Origin of the sequence: Dyella acidiphila, from assembly GCF_014863405.1 — a bacterium.
In the GTDB taxonomy this organism is placed as follows: Bacteria; Pseudomonadota; Gammaproteobacteria; order Xanthomonadales; family Rhodanobacteraceae; genus Dyella_B; species Dyella_B acidiphila.
Genome location: NZ_JACZZA010000003.1, coordinates 87,389 through 102,664 on the forward strand (window position 1 = coordinate 87,389; position 15,276 = coordinate 102,664).

The following is a 15,276-nucleotide window of genomic DNA, read 5'->3' on the forward strand; positions in this document are numbered from 1 at the left end:
GCCGCGTGTGGCGAAAACCGCAAATGCAAAGTTTTTAGAAAAATAGCGTGGTGATTGGCGTGTGCCCGCCTGCCAAGTGATTGATGATGCTTAAAACCGCCCGGTTTGAATAAACGGCAACGGCGAAAACATCGTCGCGGCCACGCTTGCGCATGACTGACGGTTGCACTTCGCGAAACTTACAACGCCGCATAAAAAAAGCGCAGCGTATTTCACGCCGCGCTTTTTTCTCATGTCACGCCGTCAGTGTTTGTTTTCGTGATTCGATGCGTGCGGATGGTCATGTTCGTGATGTTCCGCGATCACGTGTCGCTGGTGCAGCTCTTCGCTGGTATTCAACGGCAGTTCCTGCTGCTCGCCCGAATGCTCTGCGTCGCGAGGTTCTTCTTCCGCTTTGGCCGTCGGCGGCGGTGCGATGGGAGCGGCCGCTGCGGCAGCCGGGGCCGGCGCCTCCACCGGTGCAGTGCGGGTGCTTTCCCTTTCCCTTTCCTTCTCCGCGTCGCCGCCGGTGATCTTGAGAATGGAATGGCGCATCTCGCGCGCGAGGATCACGCGCGCATCGCGCACCATGCCTTCCAGCGCACCGTCGTAGTCGAGCTTGCCCTCGTCGTCGGTCCACACCACGCGGCGTTCACGCAGCTTCTGGATAAAGCCGCGGAACAGCGCCTTGTCGAAGAACTCGGGTGCGGACGGTTCGCTCAGCAAGCTCAGGCGCTGAGCGGTGAGCGTGCAGATATTTTCCAGCTCGGCCGCGGTGACGCTGTGCGGGCCGTTCTTTACCAGTGCGGCGATGGCGATGTAGTAGCGCTCGAAAGCCTGGATCAGGCCGCGCGCGATTACCCGCAATTGATAGGCGGCGTCTTCCTGGCCGGGGCTGCGCTCCATCACGCGGCCATCGCCGGTGGCTTCAAGCAAGCCGCGGCGCACGAAGAAATCAATGGTGGCCTGCAACTGCTGCGCAAAGCCTTCGCCATCCCAGGGCAGGAACAGCTCGCCCTGGATAAAGGGATAGATGATGCGGCCCAGGCGCAGGATCGAGGCGCGCGTCATGCGCCGGTTGTTGAGGAAGCAGCACGCCACCCAGGCGGCCGGCGCAATCAGGTGCTGCACATTGTTGCGGAAGTAGCTCAGCAACACCGCCGGCTCGCCTTCCACCGTGAGGACATCGCCGAGCGGATGCCGCACGCGCGTCACCCAGCCCATTTGTTCGCCGTAGCCGATGATGGCGTCGGGCGCCATCGGTGTCAGCGTGATGCGATCGGAATAAGGCAGCTCTTCCAGCAGCGCCTTCATCAATTCCAGCTGGGTGAGCAGGTCGTTTTCCGCCATCGCATGCTTGGGAGTGGACAGCAGTGCAAGCGCGAGCAGGTTGATCGGATTGACGTCGGCGGCGCGGTTGATATTTATCTGGATCTTTTCGGCCAGCGCATCCACCACATTGTTGAACCATTCGGGCTTGGCGCTCGGATCGGTGGTGGTGTGGCGCCATTCCTTGCTGGCGGCATCGAGCATGGGCGTGAGTTCGATCGGCTCGCCAAAATTCAGCGCAACATGGCCGTAGCGCTGGCGCAGCACGCCCAGGCCGCGGATCAGGCCGACCAGCGATTCCTTTTCCTTGGGCTTGCCCGACAGCTCGCCCGCATAGCTCTTGCCCTCCATCAGCTTTTCGTAGCCGATGTAGACCGGCTGGAACAGCACCGGACGGCGCGGTGCGCGCAGGAAGGCGCGCACCGTCATCGCCAGCAGGCCAGCGCGCGGCGCCAGCAGCCGGCCGGTACGCGAACGGCCGCCTTCGATGAAGTATTCGATCGGCACGCCACGGTCGATCAGCTGCGCCATGTATTCGTTGAACACCACCGGATATAGCGCATTGCCCTTGAAACTGCGGCGCAGGAAGAACGCGCCGCCACGGCGCAGCAGCGGGCCGATCAGCGGCAGGTTGAGGTTCACGCCGGCAGCGATATGCGGCACCACCACGCCGGAAGCGTGCAGCTGATAGGACATCAGCAGGTAGTCGGCATGGCTGCGGTGGCTGGGCACATACACCACTTCGTAGCCGGGCGCGGCAGCGCGGGCCTTATCGAAGTGATGCATGGTGATGCCGTCGTACAACTTGTTCCAGAAGTTGCGCAGCAGGAACGACAGCGAGCGCACTACCGGGTGCGAATAGTCGGCGGCGATTTCCATCGCCATCTTGTGTGCGCGTTCCCAGGCCTTGGCGTAGCTGATGCCTTCCTTGGCGGCCGTGGCGGTGATGACGCTGCGCACGGGTTCGGCGTTGAGCACGGCATCGACCACGGTGCGGCGGTGCGAAAGATCGGGACCGATCACCGCCGCGCGAATGCGCCGGAAGTGGGTGCGCAGCACGCGCGCCATCTTGCGCGCGAAGCGCTCGGGCTGCAGTTCCGCGCTTTCGTTCATCACCGCGCGCAGCGACACCGGGGCGGAGAAATGCACCACGGTATCGCGGCCATTGAGCAGCAGCGCCAGCATGCGGCGGAAGCGGCCGACTACCACCCAGTTTTCCGAAAACAGCACGCTGAACCAGCCGGTGTCGCGCGATGGTGCGCGGCCGACGTAGATCGATACCGGCACAATCTGCACGTCGCGCTCGGGGAAGCCTTCCAGCGAGCGGATCAGCTGCCCGATCGGGCCATCCGGCGAGCGCTTGCGATTGCGGCCGAATACTTCGCCATCGCGGCGCGCCAAGGCGAATACCGAGCGCTTGCGCCGCGCCAGCGGCAAGGGCTGCATCGGGCTGGGCAGGCCGGCTTCGCGGCAGGCGCGGTCCAGGATCAGTGCATCGGAAAAACCGTCGCGCTCGATCACATAGCAGATCGGCGCATCGCTGTTGAGCAGCGTCGCCGGTTCGGCCGGGTCGCGGCGAATGCGCACCCAGGGTTCGAGCAGGTGCCCGGCGAGGTTGAACCACCAAGGGGCGCGGCTGCGGTAGGTCGGTTCCGCGGTCGTCATAGTCGGCATCTGCATATTCTATCGTTAGCGGGTTGGCGGCTGTGATCGCGGTGTGAAGGCGGGATTTTCGCGGTTCGTGCCGCTATGCATCGATCGGCCGGAGGCACGCGCCCGCTCCACCGCTATGGTGGCGCAGGTCCGCTCCTGCTGGCGATCCGGCGGAGGTCAGGCGCTCACTGGCCCCGTCGCAGGCGCTACGGCTTGGCCGCCACGGCGGACCCCGCCGCCGAACTGCCGGCCGGCGCAGGCGCGCTGCCGGTCGGCGCCGGTGCGCTGGCACTGTTGGCGGGCACATGCGGGTGCAGCAGTTGCTCGTGTTCTGCGCGCGCACTGTCGATCAGATCCTTGCTGTACCAGCGGCCATCCACCAGCACCAGCTGCGAATCGGTGCTGAGCGGTTTGCCGAGCAGGGTGTAGTCGATTTTTACGTGGGCCTGGCCATGGTCCATGCCGATGGTGCTGACCTTCACCGAATTGAGCGTGTCGTCCACCGACAGCCCGTAGATGTTCAGCAGTTGCTTGGCGCCGCCGAAGGCGACCGAGTAGTCCTTCATCGCGGTGTCGAAATCCATGTTCTGCACCTGGTCCGCGCTTTTGAGGTTGAGCTGGCGCGCCGTGGCGACCACCACGCCGACCGATTGTTTGGCCTTGTCCTGATCGAACCACGGCGTCTGCTGGGCCCACGGCAGCAACACGTTCAGTGCATCGCGCGTCTGCTGTTTCTGGTTTTCCGTCATCGTCTTGTTCTGCGCGATGCCGGTGGTGACGATCGCCTGGCCGATGCCGATCATCACCGGCAATTGGTCGTGGTACTGCGCTTCCATCTGCGCGAGCTTGGGCTTGAGCTGGTCGTACAGCGTGTTTTCTGCGTTGGGTGCGGTGAGCTGCTGGATCGCCTGGTTGAAATGGGCGCGGTCCTCGTCAGTGACCGGGTGCTGGTCGGAGCGCAGTTTCCAGTCGCCGCGCAGGTTGGCGTAGTCGGCCGGGGGCAGGGCGTGTTGCCAGAAGCCGCCGAAGTCGCCGGCCTTGATCAGCGTCACAGATTGCTGCACGGCCGCTTCCGGGGTGTCGCCGCCGGGCGTGGCGGCGTTGTCTTCCTACTTGTGACAGGCGCCCAGCGCAAGCAGCGCCACAACCAGCAGGCTACGGCCAAGTGTTTGAAAACGCATGGATTCTCTCACATGGAAAGGCGGTTGCGGCCCAGCCTGGGTCCGGCCGCCGGATCGGCAGCGGTGCATCTTAGAGCCTGTTTCGTGTCGACACGTAGTTCCGCATCGCACCGCTTTGCGCAGGCTGGGGCCCGGGTCACAGGACGCAAAAAGAAAACCCCACGGGCGTTGGGCCTCGCGGGGTCATGCCGGCATCGCCGGAAGGGAAATGGCCGTTGCCCGCAGTAAAATTGGAGGTCAGCAGGATTCGGCGGAGCCCATGATACGGATCCGCCGAACTTCAGGCAATACTTTAGATATAAATATGTAAGTTATTGATATTTAAAGTTAGTCAACGCGCAAGGCATTGATCTTCTGCTGGCGGCGCTGGTCGCGCGGCGTGCTCCACTCATTATTGAACAGCGCCGGTTCCCACGAGCCGTAGGTGGGATTGGGCAGCACGAACCAGCGGCTGCCGATCCACTTGGTATAGGGCGCCATCACCTGGGCGCGGCCGCCGTCCGTATTGCTCAGCACGCTGACGAAATCGCCGAGCTGATCGCCGAACTGCATCAGCACGCGATAGTGCTTGCTGACCAGCTGACGGCGGCAGTTCTTTTCCGTGCCGACCTGATCGCAGCCGCGCAGCACCGTGCCCAGGCCGAGGAAGGCGTCCGGCCCCGACACCGGCAGGCCGACCGCACGCAGATTGCTCAGCGTAACCTGGTCCAGATCCTGCGCGCGGTTGGAAATGTAGATCACCGCCACGCCATGTTTGGCGGCAAACTGCGTGAACTCCACCACGCCGGGTAGCGCGCGTGCGGTGCCTTCCTTGCACCACTTGGCCCAGTCGGCTTCGTTGTATTCGCCGCCGCTGCGGATCAGGCGCGCCTGATAAGGCGAGTTGTCCAGCACGGTTTCATCGATATCCAGCACCACCGCAGGCTTGAGGCCCTTGTAGGGTGCGATGCGATCGTCGGCCGGCAGTGCATCCCAGTGTTTGTCCCGCAGCGCGGTAAGCAGTTGTGATTGCGCGCTGCGATAGGTTTCCAGGTAGATCAGGTCATGCTCGATCGCTGTCTGGCTCCAGGCCACCGCATTGAGGTTGTCGTCGGCGGGAACCGGCGCTGCGGTCGCCTGCGCAGGCGCTGCCGCCGCCGTGGGCGAAGGGGAATGCGGCGCCTGGCTGGCGCAGGCGCCAAGCAGCAAGGTGCTCAGTGCGACGGGCAGAAATTTGGACATGCAACACCCTGTATGAAAACGAAGTCCGCAAAGGATGGCGCAAGTTTATGACAGACTTGTCCAGAATCGGCTCCCGCATAGGTCACCGCGTGCCTGCATCCTCCGAAACCGGCTACGGCATCCGCCTCGCCAGCTATGTGCTTGCCGCGCTTGCCTTGCTGCTGGTACTGCTGCTGCACCTATTGCCGGCGCTGCTCGCCGGCCTGCTGGTATACGAACTGGTACATGCGATGACGCCGCTGCTGGGCCGGCGCATCTCCGGCGAACGGGCGCGGCTGGTGGTGGTTACCGTGCTGGGCGCGGTGGTGGTGGGCCTGTTGACCATGCTGGTGGTGTGGCTGGTGAGTTTTTTCCGGCGCGAAATGGGCGATCCGGATCTGCTCTGGCAGCAGCAGCTGATGCCGCTGGTGGAAAAGGCGCGTGCGCAATTGCCGTTCGCCATCACCAACCGGCTGCCCGACAGCGTGGATGAGCTGCGCGTGATGGCGATGGATCTCACCCGCAAGCATGCGCTGAGCCTGCAGACGCTGGGCAAGGAAACCGCACGCGTGCTGGTGCGCATCATGGTCGGCATGGTGCTGGGTGCGTTGATGGCGCTCAACCGTGCGCGGCCCGCGCATCAGGTGGGACCCCTGGCGGCAGCGCTGAGCGAGCGCTGCCGTCATCTGGCCGACTCGTTCCACAACATCGTGTTCGCGCAGATCAAGATTTCACTGATCAACACCGCCGCCACCGCGATCTTCCTGCTCGGCGTCCTGCCGCTGCTGGGCATCCATGTGCCGCTGGCCAAGACGCTGGTGGTGATCACCTTTCTGGCCGGGCTGCTGCCGGTGATCGGCAACCTGATTTCCAATACGGCGGTCACCATTGCCGGCCTGTCGGTATCGATCTGGGTGGCGGCAGCGGCGCTGGGTTTTCTGATCGTGATCCACAAGCTGGAGTATTTCCTCAACGCGCGCATCATCGGCACGCAGATTCGTGCGCGTGCGTGGGAGTTGCTGGTGGCGATGCTGGTGATGGAGGCGGCGTTCGGCCTGGCCGGCCTGATTGCGGCGCCGATCTATTACGCCTGCCTCAAGAGCGAGCTTGAAGACGATGGACTGGTGTAGGTTGGGTTAGCGCAGCGTAACCCAACAAATCTCCATCGACGCCACGAGGCATTGTTGGGTTACGCTGCGCTAACCCAACCTAAGGTGTTTGGTCAGGTGTCGCCGATAGCCGACAGCAATGCGGCATCTTCAATCGGGCCATCCCAGGTATTGCTGTGCAGCAGTTGCTGCAACGGCAGCCGCGAACGCCAGCCGGCCATTTCCAGCTCGGGCTTGGGCAGAAATTCGCTGACATAGCCCAGGCACAGATAAGCGACCGGATACACCTGCTCCGGCAGTTTCAGCGTCTGGGCCAGCAGTGCCGGATCCACGATGCTCACCCAGCCCACACCGATTCCTTCGGCGCGCGCCGCCAGCCACAGGTTCTGTACTGCCAGGCAGGTGCTGAACAGATCTGTTTCCAGCATGGTGTTGCGGCCAAGCACGTGTGGGCCGCCGCGCTGGCGATCGCAGGTGATGCACAGGTTGATCGGACTGTCGACGATGCCTTCCAGCTTCAGGCGCCGGTATTGCGCGCCGCGCTCGCCGCTGTAATTGCCGGCGGCGTCCGCATTGGCGTCATCGTAGAGTGCCTTCACCGCGCGCTTGATCTGCAGGCTGTCGATGACCACGAAATCCCAGGGCTGCATAAAGCCCACCGACGGCGCGTGATGCGCAGCCTGCAGCAGGCGCACGAGGATTTCGGGCGCGATCGGGTCGGGCAGGAATTGCGAACGTACATCGCGCCGTTCGTGGATGGCGCGATACAGGCCTGCGCGTTGCTCGTCGGGAAAGCCGTGCTTGCTCATGGCGCGCTCTCAGTTGCCGGCCAGCATCGCGGCAATCTTTGCCATATGCGACTCGGCCGTTTCGCGCACGGCCTCCTTGTCGGCTTCCGGATCCTTGCCTTCCCAGTGCAGATCGTCCTGCGGCAGTTCGTGCAGGAACCGGCTGGGCTGGTTGGCGTGAATTTCGCCGTAGCGCTTGGTCTTGGAGGACCAGGACAGCGTCAGCAGCTCTTTTGCGCGAGTGATGCCCACGTACATCAGGCGGCGTTCTTCGTCGATGCGGCCTTCGTCGATGGCGCCATCGTGCGGCAGCGTGCCTTCCTCGCAGCCGACGATAAAGACAAAGCGGAACTCCAGGCCTTTCGCCGAGTGCAGGGTCATCATGCGCAGCGCATTGCCCGGTTCGTCGCGATCGGCGTGGCTGAGCAGGGCCAGCTGCGAGGCGAGGTCGCCCACGCTGTTGCCGCCGCGCTGCATGGCGCGGAACCAGTCGGACAGTTCGCGCAGATTGCCCAGCCGGCGATCGCGCAGGGTGACGTCCGCCGTGCTGGTGGCGATATGCGTGGCGTACTGCGTGCGGGTCAGCACGCGGTCCACCAGATCGGCGGCGCTTTCGTGCAGCGAGGCGCTGCGCAATTCGTCCAGCAGTTCGGAAAACGAAGCCAGTGCGGCGGCCGGGCGCGGACTCAGCTGGCGCAGCACGCTGTCGCTGCGGGTGGCTTCGAGCAGCGAGCAATGCCGCGTCTGCGCGATCTGCCCAAGCTTTTCCAGCGTGGTCGAGCCGATCTCGCGCTTGGGTACGTTCACCACGCGCAGAAAGGCCGCGTCATCGGTGGGGTTGGTGAGCAGGCGCAGATAGCACAGCAGATCCTTCACCTCGGCACGGTCCAGGAAGGACAGTGCGCCGGTGAGGTGATACGGCACGCGCGCCAGGCGCAGTGCTTTTTCCAGTGGGCGCGCCTGGAAATTGCCGCGATACAGGATCGCCATGTCGTGCCAGCGCACCTTGTGCTTCTCTGCCAGGGTGGCGGCCATGCCGGCGATGCGTTCGGCTTCGTGCTCGTTGTCCTTGCATTCGATCACGCGGATCGGCGCGCCTTCCGGATGCTCGCTCCACAGCTTCTTGGTGTGCAGGTGCGGATTGTTGGCGATGATCTGGTTGGCGGCGCGCAGGATGCGCTTGCCGCAGCGGTAGTTCTGTTCCAGCTTGATCACGCGCAGGCTGGGCCAGTCCTTGCCGAGCTGGTCGATGTTTTCCGGATTGGCGCCGCGCCAGGCGTAGATCGACTGGTCGTCGTCGCCCACGCAGGTAAAGCCACCGCGCTCGCCGGCCAGCGACTTGAGCAGGCGGTACTGGGCATCGTTGGTGTCCTGGTATTCGTCCACCAGCAGATAGCGCAGGCGTTCGCGCCAGCCGTTGCGGCATTCTTCGTCGGACTCCAGGATGCGCAGCGGCAGGCGGATCAGATCGTCGAAATCGACCGCGTTGAAAGCAGCCAGGCGCTGCTGGTAAAGCTCGTAGATGGTGGCCGCTTCCAGCTCGCGCGGGCTGCGTGCGGCAGCCAGTGCTTCTTCCGGCGACAAGCCGCTGTTCTTGGCGCGGCTGAGCAGGTTGCGCAGGCCGAACAGTACATCCGGCTTGGCACCCTTGGGCGCCAGCTCCTTGACGATGTTCTCGCTGTCGTCCGCATCCAGCACGGAAAAGCCGCGGCGGAGGCCGGCGCGCGCGTGTTCGATCTGCAGGAATTTCAGGCCCAGCGCATGGAAGGTGCAGACGGTAAGCGCCTGCGCGTCTTCCGTGCTGACCAGCTTGCCGACGCGCTCGCGCATTTCGCGCGCCGCCTTGTTGGTAAAGGTGATCGCCGCGATCTTCGAGGCAGCCAGTTTGCGCCGCTGCACCAGGTGCGCGATTTTCTGCGTGATCACCGAGGTTTTGCCGGAGCCTGCGCCGGCGAGCACCAGCAGCGGGCTTTCGACGTGTTCGACGGCGGCCAGTTGTTGGGGATTGAGCATGCGTGCGGCGGAGCGTGGTGCGCCTGGGCGCGGTGCATGATGGTAGCAGCGGCGCGGCACGGATGCCGCTGTAAATCAGTGCCGGCGCGGATATTCCAGCGCGGACAAGACGTTAGTAAACCGGACCCGGGCCGGCGGCCCGGCAATTCCGGGCCGGCTATCCAATTGGCGGTACCATGTGCAGCCACATATGCGGTAGGGGACCATGGCCAAGCTGTATTTCTATTATTCGGCGATGAATGCCGGCAAGACCACCAACTTGCTGCAGAGCGCCTATAACTATTATGAGCGCGGCATGCGTACGCTGATCCTGACCCCGGCGCTGGACAACCGCTATGGCGAGGGCATCGTCGCCTCGCGTATCGGCCTGAAGTCCGAGGCGCAGCGGTTCAGCAGCGCCGCCAATCTGTTTGCAATGGTGCAGGCCGATATTGCCGCGCACGGCGATCTGCATTGCATCTTCGTCGATGAAGCGCAGTTCCTGAGCAAGACACAGGTGTGGCAGCTCACCGACGTGGTCGACAACCTCAATATTCCCGTGCTGGCCTATGGCCTGCGCACCGATTTTCGCGGCGAGTTGTTCGAGGGTAGCCGCTATCTGCTGGCCTGGGCGGACAGCCTGGAAGAGATCAAGACCATCTGCCACACCGGCCGCAAGGCGACCATGGTGGTGCGCGTGGACGAACAGGGCCGCGCGATCACCGAAGGCCCGCAGGTTGAGATCGGCGGCAACGAACGCTATGTCTCGGTGAGCCGCGCCGAGTTCAAGAAGATCACCCAGGGGCATGGCCGGATCGAATTGCAACAGCCCGGGCTGCCGCTGGACGGCCAGCACTGAGCCGCGCCGACAAGAACAAGGACCCACTCATGAGCCAACCGCTTTATTTCCCCGCCTGGCAGCGTCCGCACTGGCAGCCCAGCGATGAGGAAATCATCGTGCAGTTCTACGTATTCGGCCAGTTCCAGCCGATTCGCGTGCCTTCCGAGCAGTACGGCAGCGACGGTCTGCCCGAGGAAGTAGAGCTGAGCAGCCACTACAACGCGGCCTTGCGCGAGTGGGAAGGCTATCCGCTGAAAGGACCGCTGGGCGAGCTGTTCCAGAACGATGCGCCCGAGGCGTTCGAACAGGCGATCGCCGCCCAGCAGGTACTGGTAGTGCGCGGCCGCTTCAAGGACAGTGCCGATACGGGTTATCTGCGCGATATCTACGGGGTGCTTGCCGGCCTGCTCGATATCGGCGGCGTGGCGATTCTCGATCCGCAGATCCTCAGCTTGTTCAGTGCCGAGGAATGGCGCAGGCGCTACCTGGTCAAGGATGGTGCGCCGCTGCGCCATCACGTGCTGATCCTGCGCGATGAAGAAGACGATTCCGACCGTGTATGGATTCATACGCGCGGACTGCGCAAGTTCGGTCGTCCCGATATCAGCCTGCACGATGTGCCGGCGCAGGAGATCGACCGCGCCGGTGCGCTATGCCAGCGGCTGGTCGAGCTGCAGGCGCTGGGTGCCCACTTCAAGGATGGGCAGGCGCTGGAAGTGGATGGGATTTTTGGCGGTCTCACCGCCGAGCTGGGCGGTGGTTATGACGATCCGCAGTTCAACAACACCTATGCAGCCTTCTATTGGCCCAAGGGCGAAGCGTAGCTACGTAGGTTGGGTTAGCGCAGCGTAACCCAACAGATCTCGGCGACACGGGGCATCGTTGGGTTACGCTGCGCTAACCCAACCTACGGTGCCTTCGTTGCTTATTTCTGGCAGTGCGGGCACCAGAAGGTCGAGCGCTGCCCGAGCACCGCCTGTTTGATCGCCGTGCCGCACACCTTGCACTGCTCGCCTTCGCGACCGTATACGAACAGTTCACGAAAGAAGTAACCGGGTGCGCCATCCGGATTGAGGAAGTCGCGCAGAGTGGTGCCGCCGCGCTCGATCGCCCAGGCCAGGATGCGCTTCACCTCGCCTGCCAGGCGCGCATAGCGTGGGCGCGAGATCGAGCCCGCTGGCTTGCGCGGATCGATGCCGGCCGCGAACAGGGCTTCGCTGGCGTAGATATTGCCGACACCTACCACGATGGCGTTATCCATCAGAAATAACTTCACCGCCGCCTTGCGTCCGCGCGAGCGCCGATAGAGCAAGTCGCCATCGAAGGCATCGGTCAGTGGTTCCGGGCCGAGTTCGGCCAGCAATTCGTGCGTGCTGCCCGGCGCCTGCCATAGCAGGCAGCCGAAGCGGCGCGGGTCGGTAAAGCGCAGGATGCGTGCACGCTCGCCTTGCAGCGGTTCCAGTGCGATGTCGACATGATCGTGCGGACCCGGCGCGACATCCGGCGGCAGTATGCGCAGCACGCCGGTCATGCCCAGGTGCAGCAGGGCGCTGCCGGCATGCGTATGCAGCAGCAGGTATTTCGCGCGGCGCTCCACTTCGTCGATGCGCTGGCCGGGCAGCAACTCGCTCACTTCGCGCGGAATCGGCCAGCGCAGGTCCTGGCGGCGCAGTACCACGCTGGCGACTTTGCGTCCGATCAGATGCGGGGCGATGCCGCGCCGGGTGGTTTCTACTTCAGGCAATTCGGGCATGTCATTCGGGCCTGATGTTCTGGCTTTGCGCAGCCGAGCGCGGCATATAACGCAACGACACGATGCCTACACGCTGGCCAACCTGCACATAGGCATTTTGTCCGATCGCGGTCATGCCGCCGAACTGCAGCGTTTGGCCGTCCAGATCGAGCGTGGCCTGCGGTGGTGCGAGTCCGATCTTGGCCGGATCGTAGTCGCTGGCGGCGGCCCAGCTCTGTACCGGCGCGGCAGCAATGCGCACCAGTTCGCCCAGATGCATGTCATCGGCGCGCACCGGGGTACCGCTGTCGATGCGCCACCAGTGCGCATCGCGCTTTACGTAATGTTCGGCGGCCGCGTTGCCGGTTTGCAGATCGACGCGCGTGATCGCTGCCGGATCGAGCGAGAGCAAGCGGCCCGGTGCGGTCTGCTGGTCGTTGTGCATCTGCCACCATGCTGCCGCCAGCAGCGCGACGACGGCCGCCAGCAGCCACAGTTGTCGGCGCGCTGCGCGTTTCATGCGCGGCGCCGGCGCCAGGCGATCAGGCCGCCGATCACCAGCAGCAGCACCGGCAGCACCACAATGAAGCTGATGCTGAGCAAATTCAGCTCGCCCTGCGCAACCGTCAGTACGCGGTCGGGTGCGCCGCGCGGCGGCATATTGATCAGTTCGTCATCGCCCAGCAGCCAGTCGACGATGCGCTCGCCCAGGGCGCGATTGCCGCCATTGCCCAGATAGCTGTTGGAGAGGAAGTCGCCGTTGCCGATCACCGCCGCGCGCTGCTCACTCTTGGCCGGACTCGGCGACAGGCGGCTCAGCGCAAAGCCGAAATCCAGCGGCCCTTTCAGCGCCGCGACCGGCTTTCCATCCAGCGATTGGGTGGTGGCCTGCGCGCTGGAGCGCAGGAACGGCACCAGCTGCCAGTCGGTCTTGCGTACTTCGGCCAGCGGTGCGACTTCCGGGAACAGCGTGGCGAGGGTGAAGCCGCGCGTAATCGCACTGGGGGGATAGTCGCCCAGCGGAATCATGCGTGGATCTTTCAGGCCGAGTGCGGCAGACGACGCATCGATCAGCTCGCCGGGCAGCACATGGATGCCCAGCGCGTCGGCCAGCGGCTGCAGGCTCGGATCCTGGTTGCCCGGATCGGCTAGCCATAGCAGGTTACCGCCGTTGGCGACGTAATCCACCAGGGCCTTGGTGGCGCCGGCTGACAGCGGCGCCTGCGGACTGGCCAGCACCACCAGGTCGGTATGTTCCGGCACTGCCGCGGTCTGCGAGAAATTCAGCGGCACCGCGCGCATGCCGCTCTGTTCGAGCTGCGTGACAAAGCTGCCCAGGTCGGCGTTGGCGTCGCCATCGGCGCGGCGCTCGCCATCGCCGGTGACGAAGGCGAGCATGCGGTCGCTGCCGCGCACCAGCCGCTCCAGCGCATTGGTAAGGCTGCGTTCGTTGAGCACGTCCAGGCGCTGTTCGCGATCGCGGTAATGCAGGATCAATTCGCCATCGACGGTGATGCCCAGATTGCGCATCGCCGCCGGATCTTGCTGCGGATCGACGAAACGCAGTTGCAGATCCGGCTTCACCTGCTGGTAGCGCTGCAGGAAGGTGGCGACGGTCTGGCGCAGATCGCCCTGTGGATTGGCGTAGCTGACGATCTGCACGGGGCCATCCAGTTTCGCCAGCGCCGAACGGGTTTCCGGCGACATGCTGCGGCGGCTGCCGTAGGTCCAGTCGGCCACGTGCGCGTGGCGTGCGCTGAGATAGCCGATCGCCAGTGCACCAAGCAGCACCAGCAGTGCGAACAGCCAGCCGTTGAGGCGGCGCATGACGGTACCCATCAGCCGCGCTCCCGGTCGGAGGCTAGTCGTTGGATGCCCAGCGCCAGCGCCACGGCAATCGCCAGCAGGAACCACACGATGTCCGCGCTCGATACCAGTCCGCGCAGCAGGGTTTCCTGGTGCGTGCTCATCGCCAGCCAGTTGACGAAGCCATTGCTCACGCCCGCCAGTTGCGCCCCGAGATTGATGCAGCTCAAGGCCAGACCGAGCATCAGCGCCGCCACCGCCGCCACGGCGGGATGCGCCGCGTAGGCCGATGCGGCCACGCCGATCGCGGCCAGTACGGCGAGAGCGAGAAAGCTGCCCAGGGTGGCGGCCGCAAACATGCCCCAGTCCAGTCTGGCGCCGTGCGCCAGGCTCACCGGAATGGCCAGGGCCAGCAGCAGCCACAGCGCCAGCCAGATCAGCACAGCCAGGTATTTACCCAGCAGGATGCGCGTGGCGCTGAGTCCGCTGGCGAACAGCAGCGGCAAGGTGCCGGCGCTGCGCTCGCCGGCCAGCGTGGACATGGTGAGCAGCGGCACCAGCAGCAGGGCCAGTTCGATCACGCCGAACGGCAGCGGACTGCCGGTGATGAAGCTGCTGTACATGCGCACGGCCACCAGGTCGGTGTAGCCGGGGCCGTCGGGCAGGGCGGCCAGCCGCACCTGGTTGAGCAGAAAGATCTGCAGCAGCAGCGCAAAGCGCCAGCCCAGTTCGGCCAGCGCCAGCGCGGCGATGATCCAACCCAGCGGGCGCACGAACAGGCGGCGCAGTTCCAGCCGCGTCACGGCAAAAAGTGTCATGCGGCTTGAGCCCTGCCGTTCACTGCAATATCGAAGAAGGTTTTTTCCAGCGCGGCATGCTGGTCGGCCGCCAGTGGCGCGTCGTAGCGCAGCGTGCCTTCGTGCAGGATCGCCACGCGGTCGCACACCGCCGTCACTTCGGTGAGCTGGTGAGTGGAAAGAATCACGGCCGTGCCGTCCGACGCCAATTCGCGCAGCAGTTTGCGCAGCGCCGCGACCTGCACCGGATCGAGCGCGTTGGCCGGTTCGTCCAGCACCAGCAGGGCCGGACGATGCAGCAGGGCGCAGGCCAGTCCCAGGCGCTGGCGCTGGCCCTGCGACAATACGCCCGCCAGGCGCCGGGCGAGGTCGTTCAATTCCAACCGTTCGAGCACCGCATCGCGCGCCTGGACCACGGCGGCGCCGCGGATGCCGCGCAGGCGTGCATGCGCGTCCAAATGTTCCCGTACGGTCAGTTCCGGCCACAGCGGGGCAGCTTCCGGCAGCCAGCCGATGGCCCGGGCGGCCAGTTCAGGATGTTCCAGGAAATCCCCGCCCTGCAGGCGGATGCTGCCACTATCCGGAAGCAGCACCCCCGCGATCATGGCCAGGGTGGTGGATTTGCCGGCCCCGTTGACCCCAAGCAGCCCAAGCACTTGGCCGGCCTGGAGCGTCAGGCTGAGCTGGCGCACGGCGGGGCGGCCGGCACGCCGCCGGACCAGGTCTTCAAGTTGCAATACGGGAGGTGAAGCAGGTTTCGGCGCGTTCATTGCATGATTGTCGGGGCGACCCCATCCGTCGCACAACCGTAGGCCGTCACGAAGTCGTGCCTTGGTTTTAACCGGGGTGAAAGCGTAGGGACGCTAGAC

At 64.5% G+C, this 15,276-nt stretch carries 13 protein-coding genes; 3 read left to right on the forward strand and 10 right to left on the reverse strand.

Translation table 11 applies throughout. From position 1 onward, the window contains the following. Window positions 1-243: 243 nt before the first annotated feature. From plsB to IGX34_RS07275, 3 genes are all read right to left on the reverse strand, one after another. Window positions 244-2,982, reverse strand: a complete 2,739-nt coding sequence (gene plsB / locus IGX34_RS07265; RefSeq protein WP_192555046.1) for a glycerol-3-phosphate 1-O-acyltransferase PlsB — start codon at window positions 2,980-2,982, stop codon at window positions 244-246. A 185-nt stretch (window positions 2,983-3,167) separates the two neighbouring features. Then, window positions 3,168-4,025 carry a hypothetical protein gene (locus IGX34_RS07270; protein ID WP_225737296.1) on the reverse strand — a complete coding sequence of 286 codons (858 nt, stop codon included), beginning with the start codon at window positions 4,023-4,025 and terminating at the stop codon, window positions 3,168-3,170. A 444-nt stretch (window positions 4,026-4,469) separates the two neighbouring features. Next, the gene (locus IGX34_RS07275) at window positions 4,470-5,363 is read right to left on the reverse strand and encodes a 5'-nucleotidase, lipoprotein e(P4) family (protein ID WP_192555047.1); all 894 of its coding nucleotides are present in this window, start codon (window positions 5,361-5,363) and stop codon (window positions 4,470-4,472) included. Between the two features lie 89 nt (window positions 5,364-5,452). On the opposite strand from IGX34_RS07275, the gene IGX34_RS07280 reads away from it, so the two are divergent. Further along, window positions 5,453-6,472: an AI-2E family transporter gene (locus tag IGX34_RS07280; RefSeq protein WP_338015431.1), complete on the forward strand. Its 1,020-nt coding sequence runs from the start codon at window positions 5,453-5,455 to the stop codon at window positions 6,470-6,472. Window positions 6,473-6,564: 92 nt separating this feature from the next. On the opposite strand, the gene bluB is transcribed toward IGX34_RS07280, so the two are convergent. After that, window positions 6,565-7,260 carry a 5,6-dimethylbenzimidazole synthase gene (bluB, locus tag IGX34_RS07285; protein WP_192555049.1) on the reverse strand — a complete coding sequence of 232 codons (696 nt, stop codon included), beginning with the start codon at window positions 7,258-7,260 and terminating at the stop codon, window positions 6,565-6,567. A 9-nt stretch (window positions 7,261-7,269) separates the two neighbouring features. After that, window positions 7,270-9,252 (reverse strand): UvrD-helicase domain-containing protein, encoded by a 1,983-nt coding sequence (locus tag IGX34_RS07290; protein WP_192555050.1) that lies wholly within the window; start codon window positions 9,250-9,252, stop codon window positions 7,270-7,272. Window positions 9,253-9,457: 205 nt separating this feature from the next. Between IGX34_RS07290 and IGX34_RS07295 the strand changes: the two genes are divergently transcribed. After that, window positions 9,458-10,090 (forward strand): thymidine kinase, encoded by a 633-nt coding sequence (locus tag IGX34_RS07295; protein ID WP_192555051.1) that lies wholly within the window; start codon window positions 9,458-9,460, stop codon window positions 10,088-10,090. Between the two features lie 29 nt (window positions 10,091-10,119). Then, on the forward strand, window positions 10,120-10,896 hold the full coding sequence (locus IGX34_RS07300) for a hypothetical protein (protein ID WP_192555052.1): 777 nt from the start codon (window positions 10,120-10,122) through the stop codon (window positions 10,894-10,896). A 101-nt stretch (window positions 10,897-10,997) separates the two neighbouring features. Here IGX34_RS07300 and mutM read toward each other — a convergent pair whose 3' ends face one another. The 5 genes from mutM to IGX34_RS07325 are packed head-to-tail and all read right to left on the reverse strand — an operon-like array spanning window position 10,998 to window position 15,177. Then, window positions 10,998-11,825, reverse strand: a complete 828-nt coding sequence (gene mutM, locus IGX34_RS07305; protein ID WP_192555053.1) for a bifunctional DNA-formamidopyrimidine glycosylase/DNA-(apurinic or apyrimidinic site) lyase — start codon at window positions 11,823-11,825, stop codon at window positions 10,998-11,000. A gap of 1 nt (window position 11,826) precedes the next feature. Further along, window positions 11,827-12,324 carry a hypothetical protein gene (locus tag IGX34_RS07310; RefSeq protein ID WP_192555054.1) on the reverse strand — a complete coding sequence of 166 codons (498 nt, stop codon included), beginning with the start codon at window positions 12,322-12,324 and terminating at the stop codon, window positions 11,827-11,829. Beyond that, entirely contained in the window at window positions 12,321-13,643 is a 1,323-nt protein-coding gene (locus IGX34_RS07315) for a GldG family protein (protein ID WP_192555055.1), read from the reverse strand. The genes IGX34_RS07310 and IGX34_RS07315 overlap by 4 nt, the downstream gene beginning before the upstream one ends. Beyond that, the gene (locus IGX34_RS07320; RefSeq protein ID WP_192555056.1) at window positions 13,643-14,428 is read right to left on the reverse strand and encodes an ABC transporter permease subunit; all 786 of its coding nucleotides are present in this window, start codon (window positions 14,426-14,428) and stop codon (window positions 13,643-13,645) included. The genes IGX34_RS07315 and IGX34_RS07320 overlap by 1 nt, the downstream gene beginning before the upstream one ends. After that, complete coding sequence (locus tag IGX34_RS07325; protein ID WP_192555057.1) at window positions 14,425-15,177, reverse strand: ABC transporter ATP-binding protein; 753 nt, start codon at window positions 15,175-15,177, stop codon at window positions 14,425-14,427. The genes IGX34_RS07320 and IGX34_RS07325 overlap by 4 nt, the downstream gene beginning before the upstream one ends. Window positions 15,178-15,276: the final 99 nt, after the last annotated feature.

Coding starts and splice junctions, on each gene's coding strand:
- IGX34_RS07315 (WP_192555055.1), bottom strand. CDS start 13,643: ATGGGTACCGTCATGCGCCGCCTCAACGGCTGGCTGTTCGCACTGCTG.
- IGX34_RS07275 (WP_192555047.1), bottom strand. CDS start 5,363: ATGTCCAAATTTCTGCCCGTCGCACTGAGCACCTTGCTGCTTGGCGCC.
- IGX34_RS07295 (WP_192555051.1), top strand. CDS start 9,458: ATGGCCAAGCTGTATTTCTATTATTCGGCGATGAATGCCGGCAAGACC.
- plsB (WP_192555046.1), bottom strand. CDS start 2,982: ATGCCGACTATGACGACCGCGGAACCGACCTACCGCAGCCGCGCCCCT.
- mutM (WP_192555053.1), bottom strand. CDS start 11,825: ATGCCCGAATTGCCTGAAGTAGAAACCACCCGGCGCGGCATCGCCCCG.
- bluB (WP_192555049.1), bottom strand. CDS start 7,260: ATGAGCAAGCACGGCTTTCCCGACGAGCAACGCGCAGGCCTGTATCGC.
- IGX34_RS07290 (WP_192555050.1), bottom strand. CDS start 9,252: ATGCTCAATCCCCAACAACTGGCCGCCGTCGAACACGTCGAAAGCCCG.
- IGX34_RS07300 (WP_192555052.1), top strand. CDS start 10,120: ATGAGCCAACCGCTTTATTTCCCCGCCTGGCAGCGTCCGCACTGGCAG.
- IGX34_RS07310 (WP_192555054.1), bottom strand. CDS start 12,324: ATGAAACGCGCAGCGCGCCGACAACTGTGGCTGCTGGCGGCCGTCGTC.
- IGX34_RS07320 (WP_192555056.1), bottom strand. CDS start 14,428: ATGACACTTTTTGCCGTGACGCGGCTGGAACTGCGCCGCCTGTTCGTG.
- IGX34_RS07325 (WP_192555057.1), bottom strand. CDS start 15,177: ATGAACGCGCCGAAACCTGCTTCACCTCCCGTATTGCAACTTGAAGAC.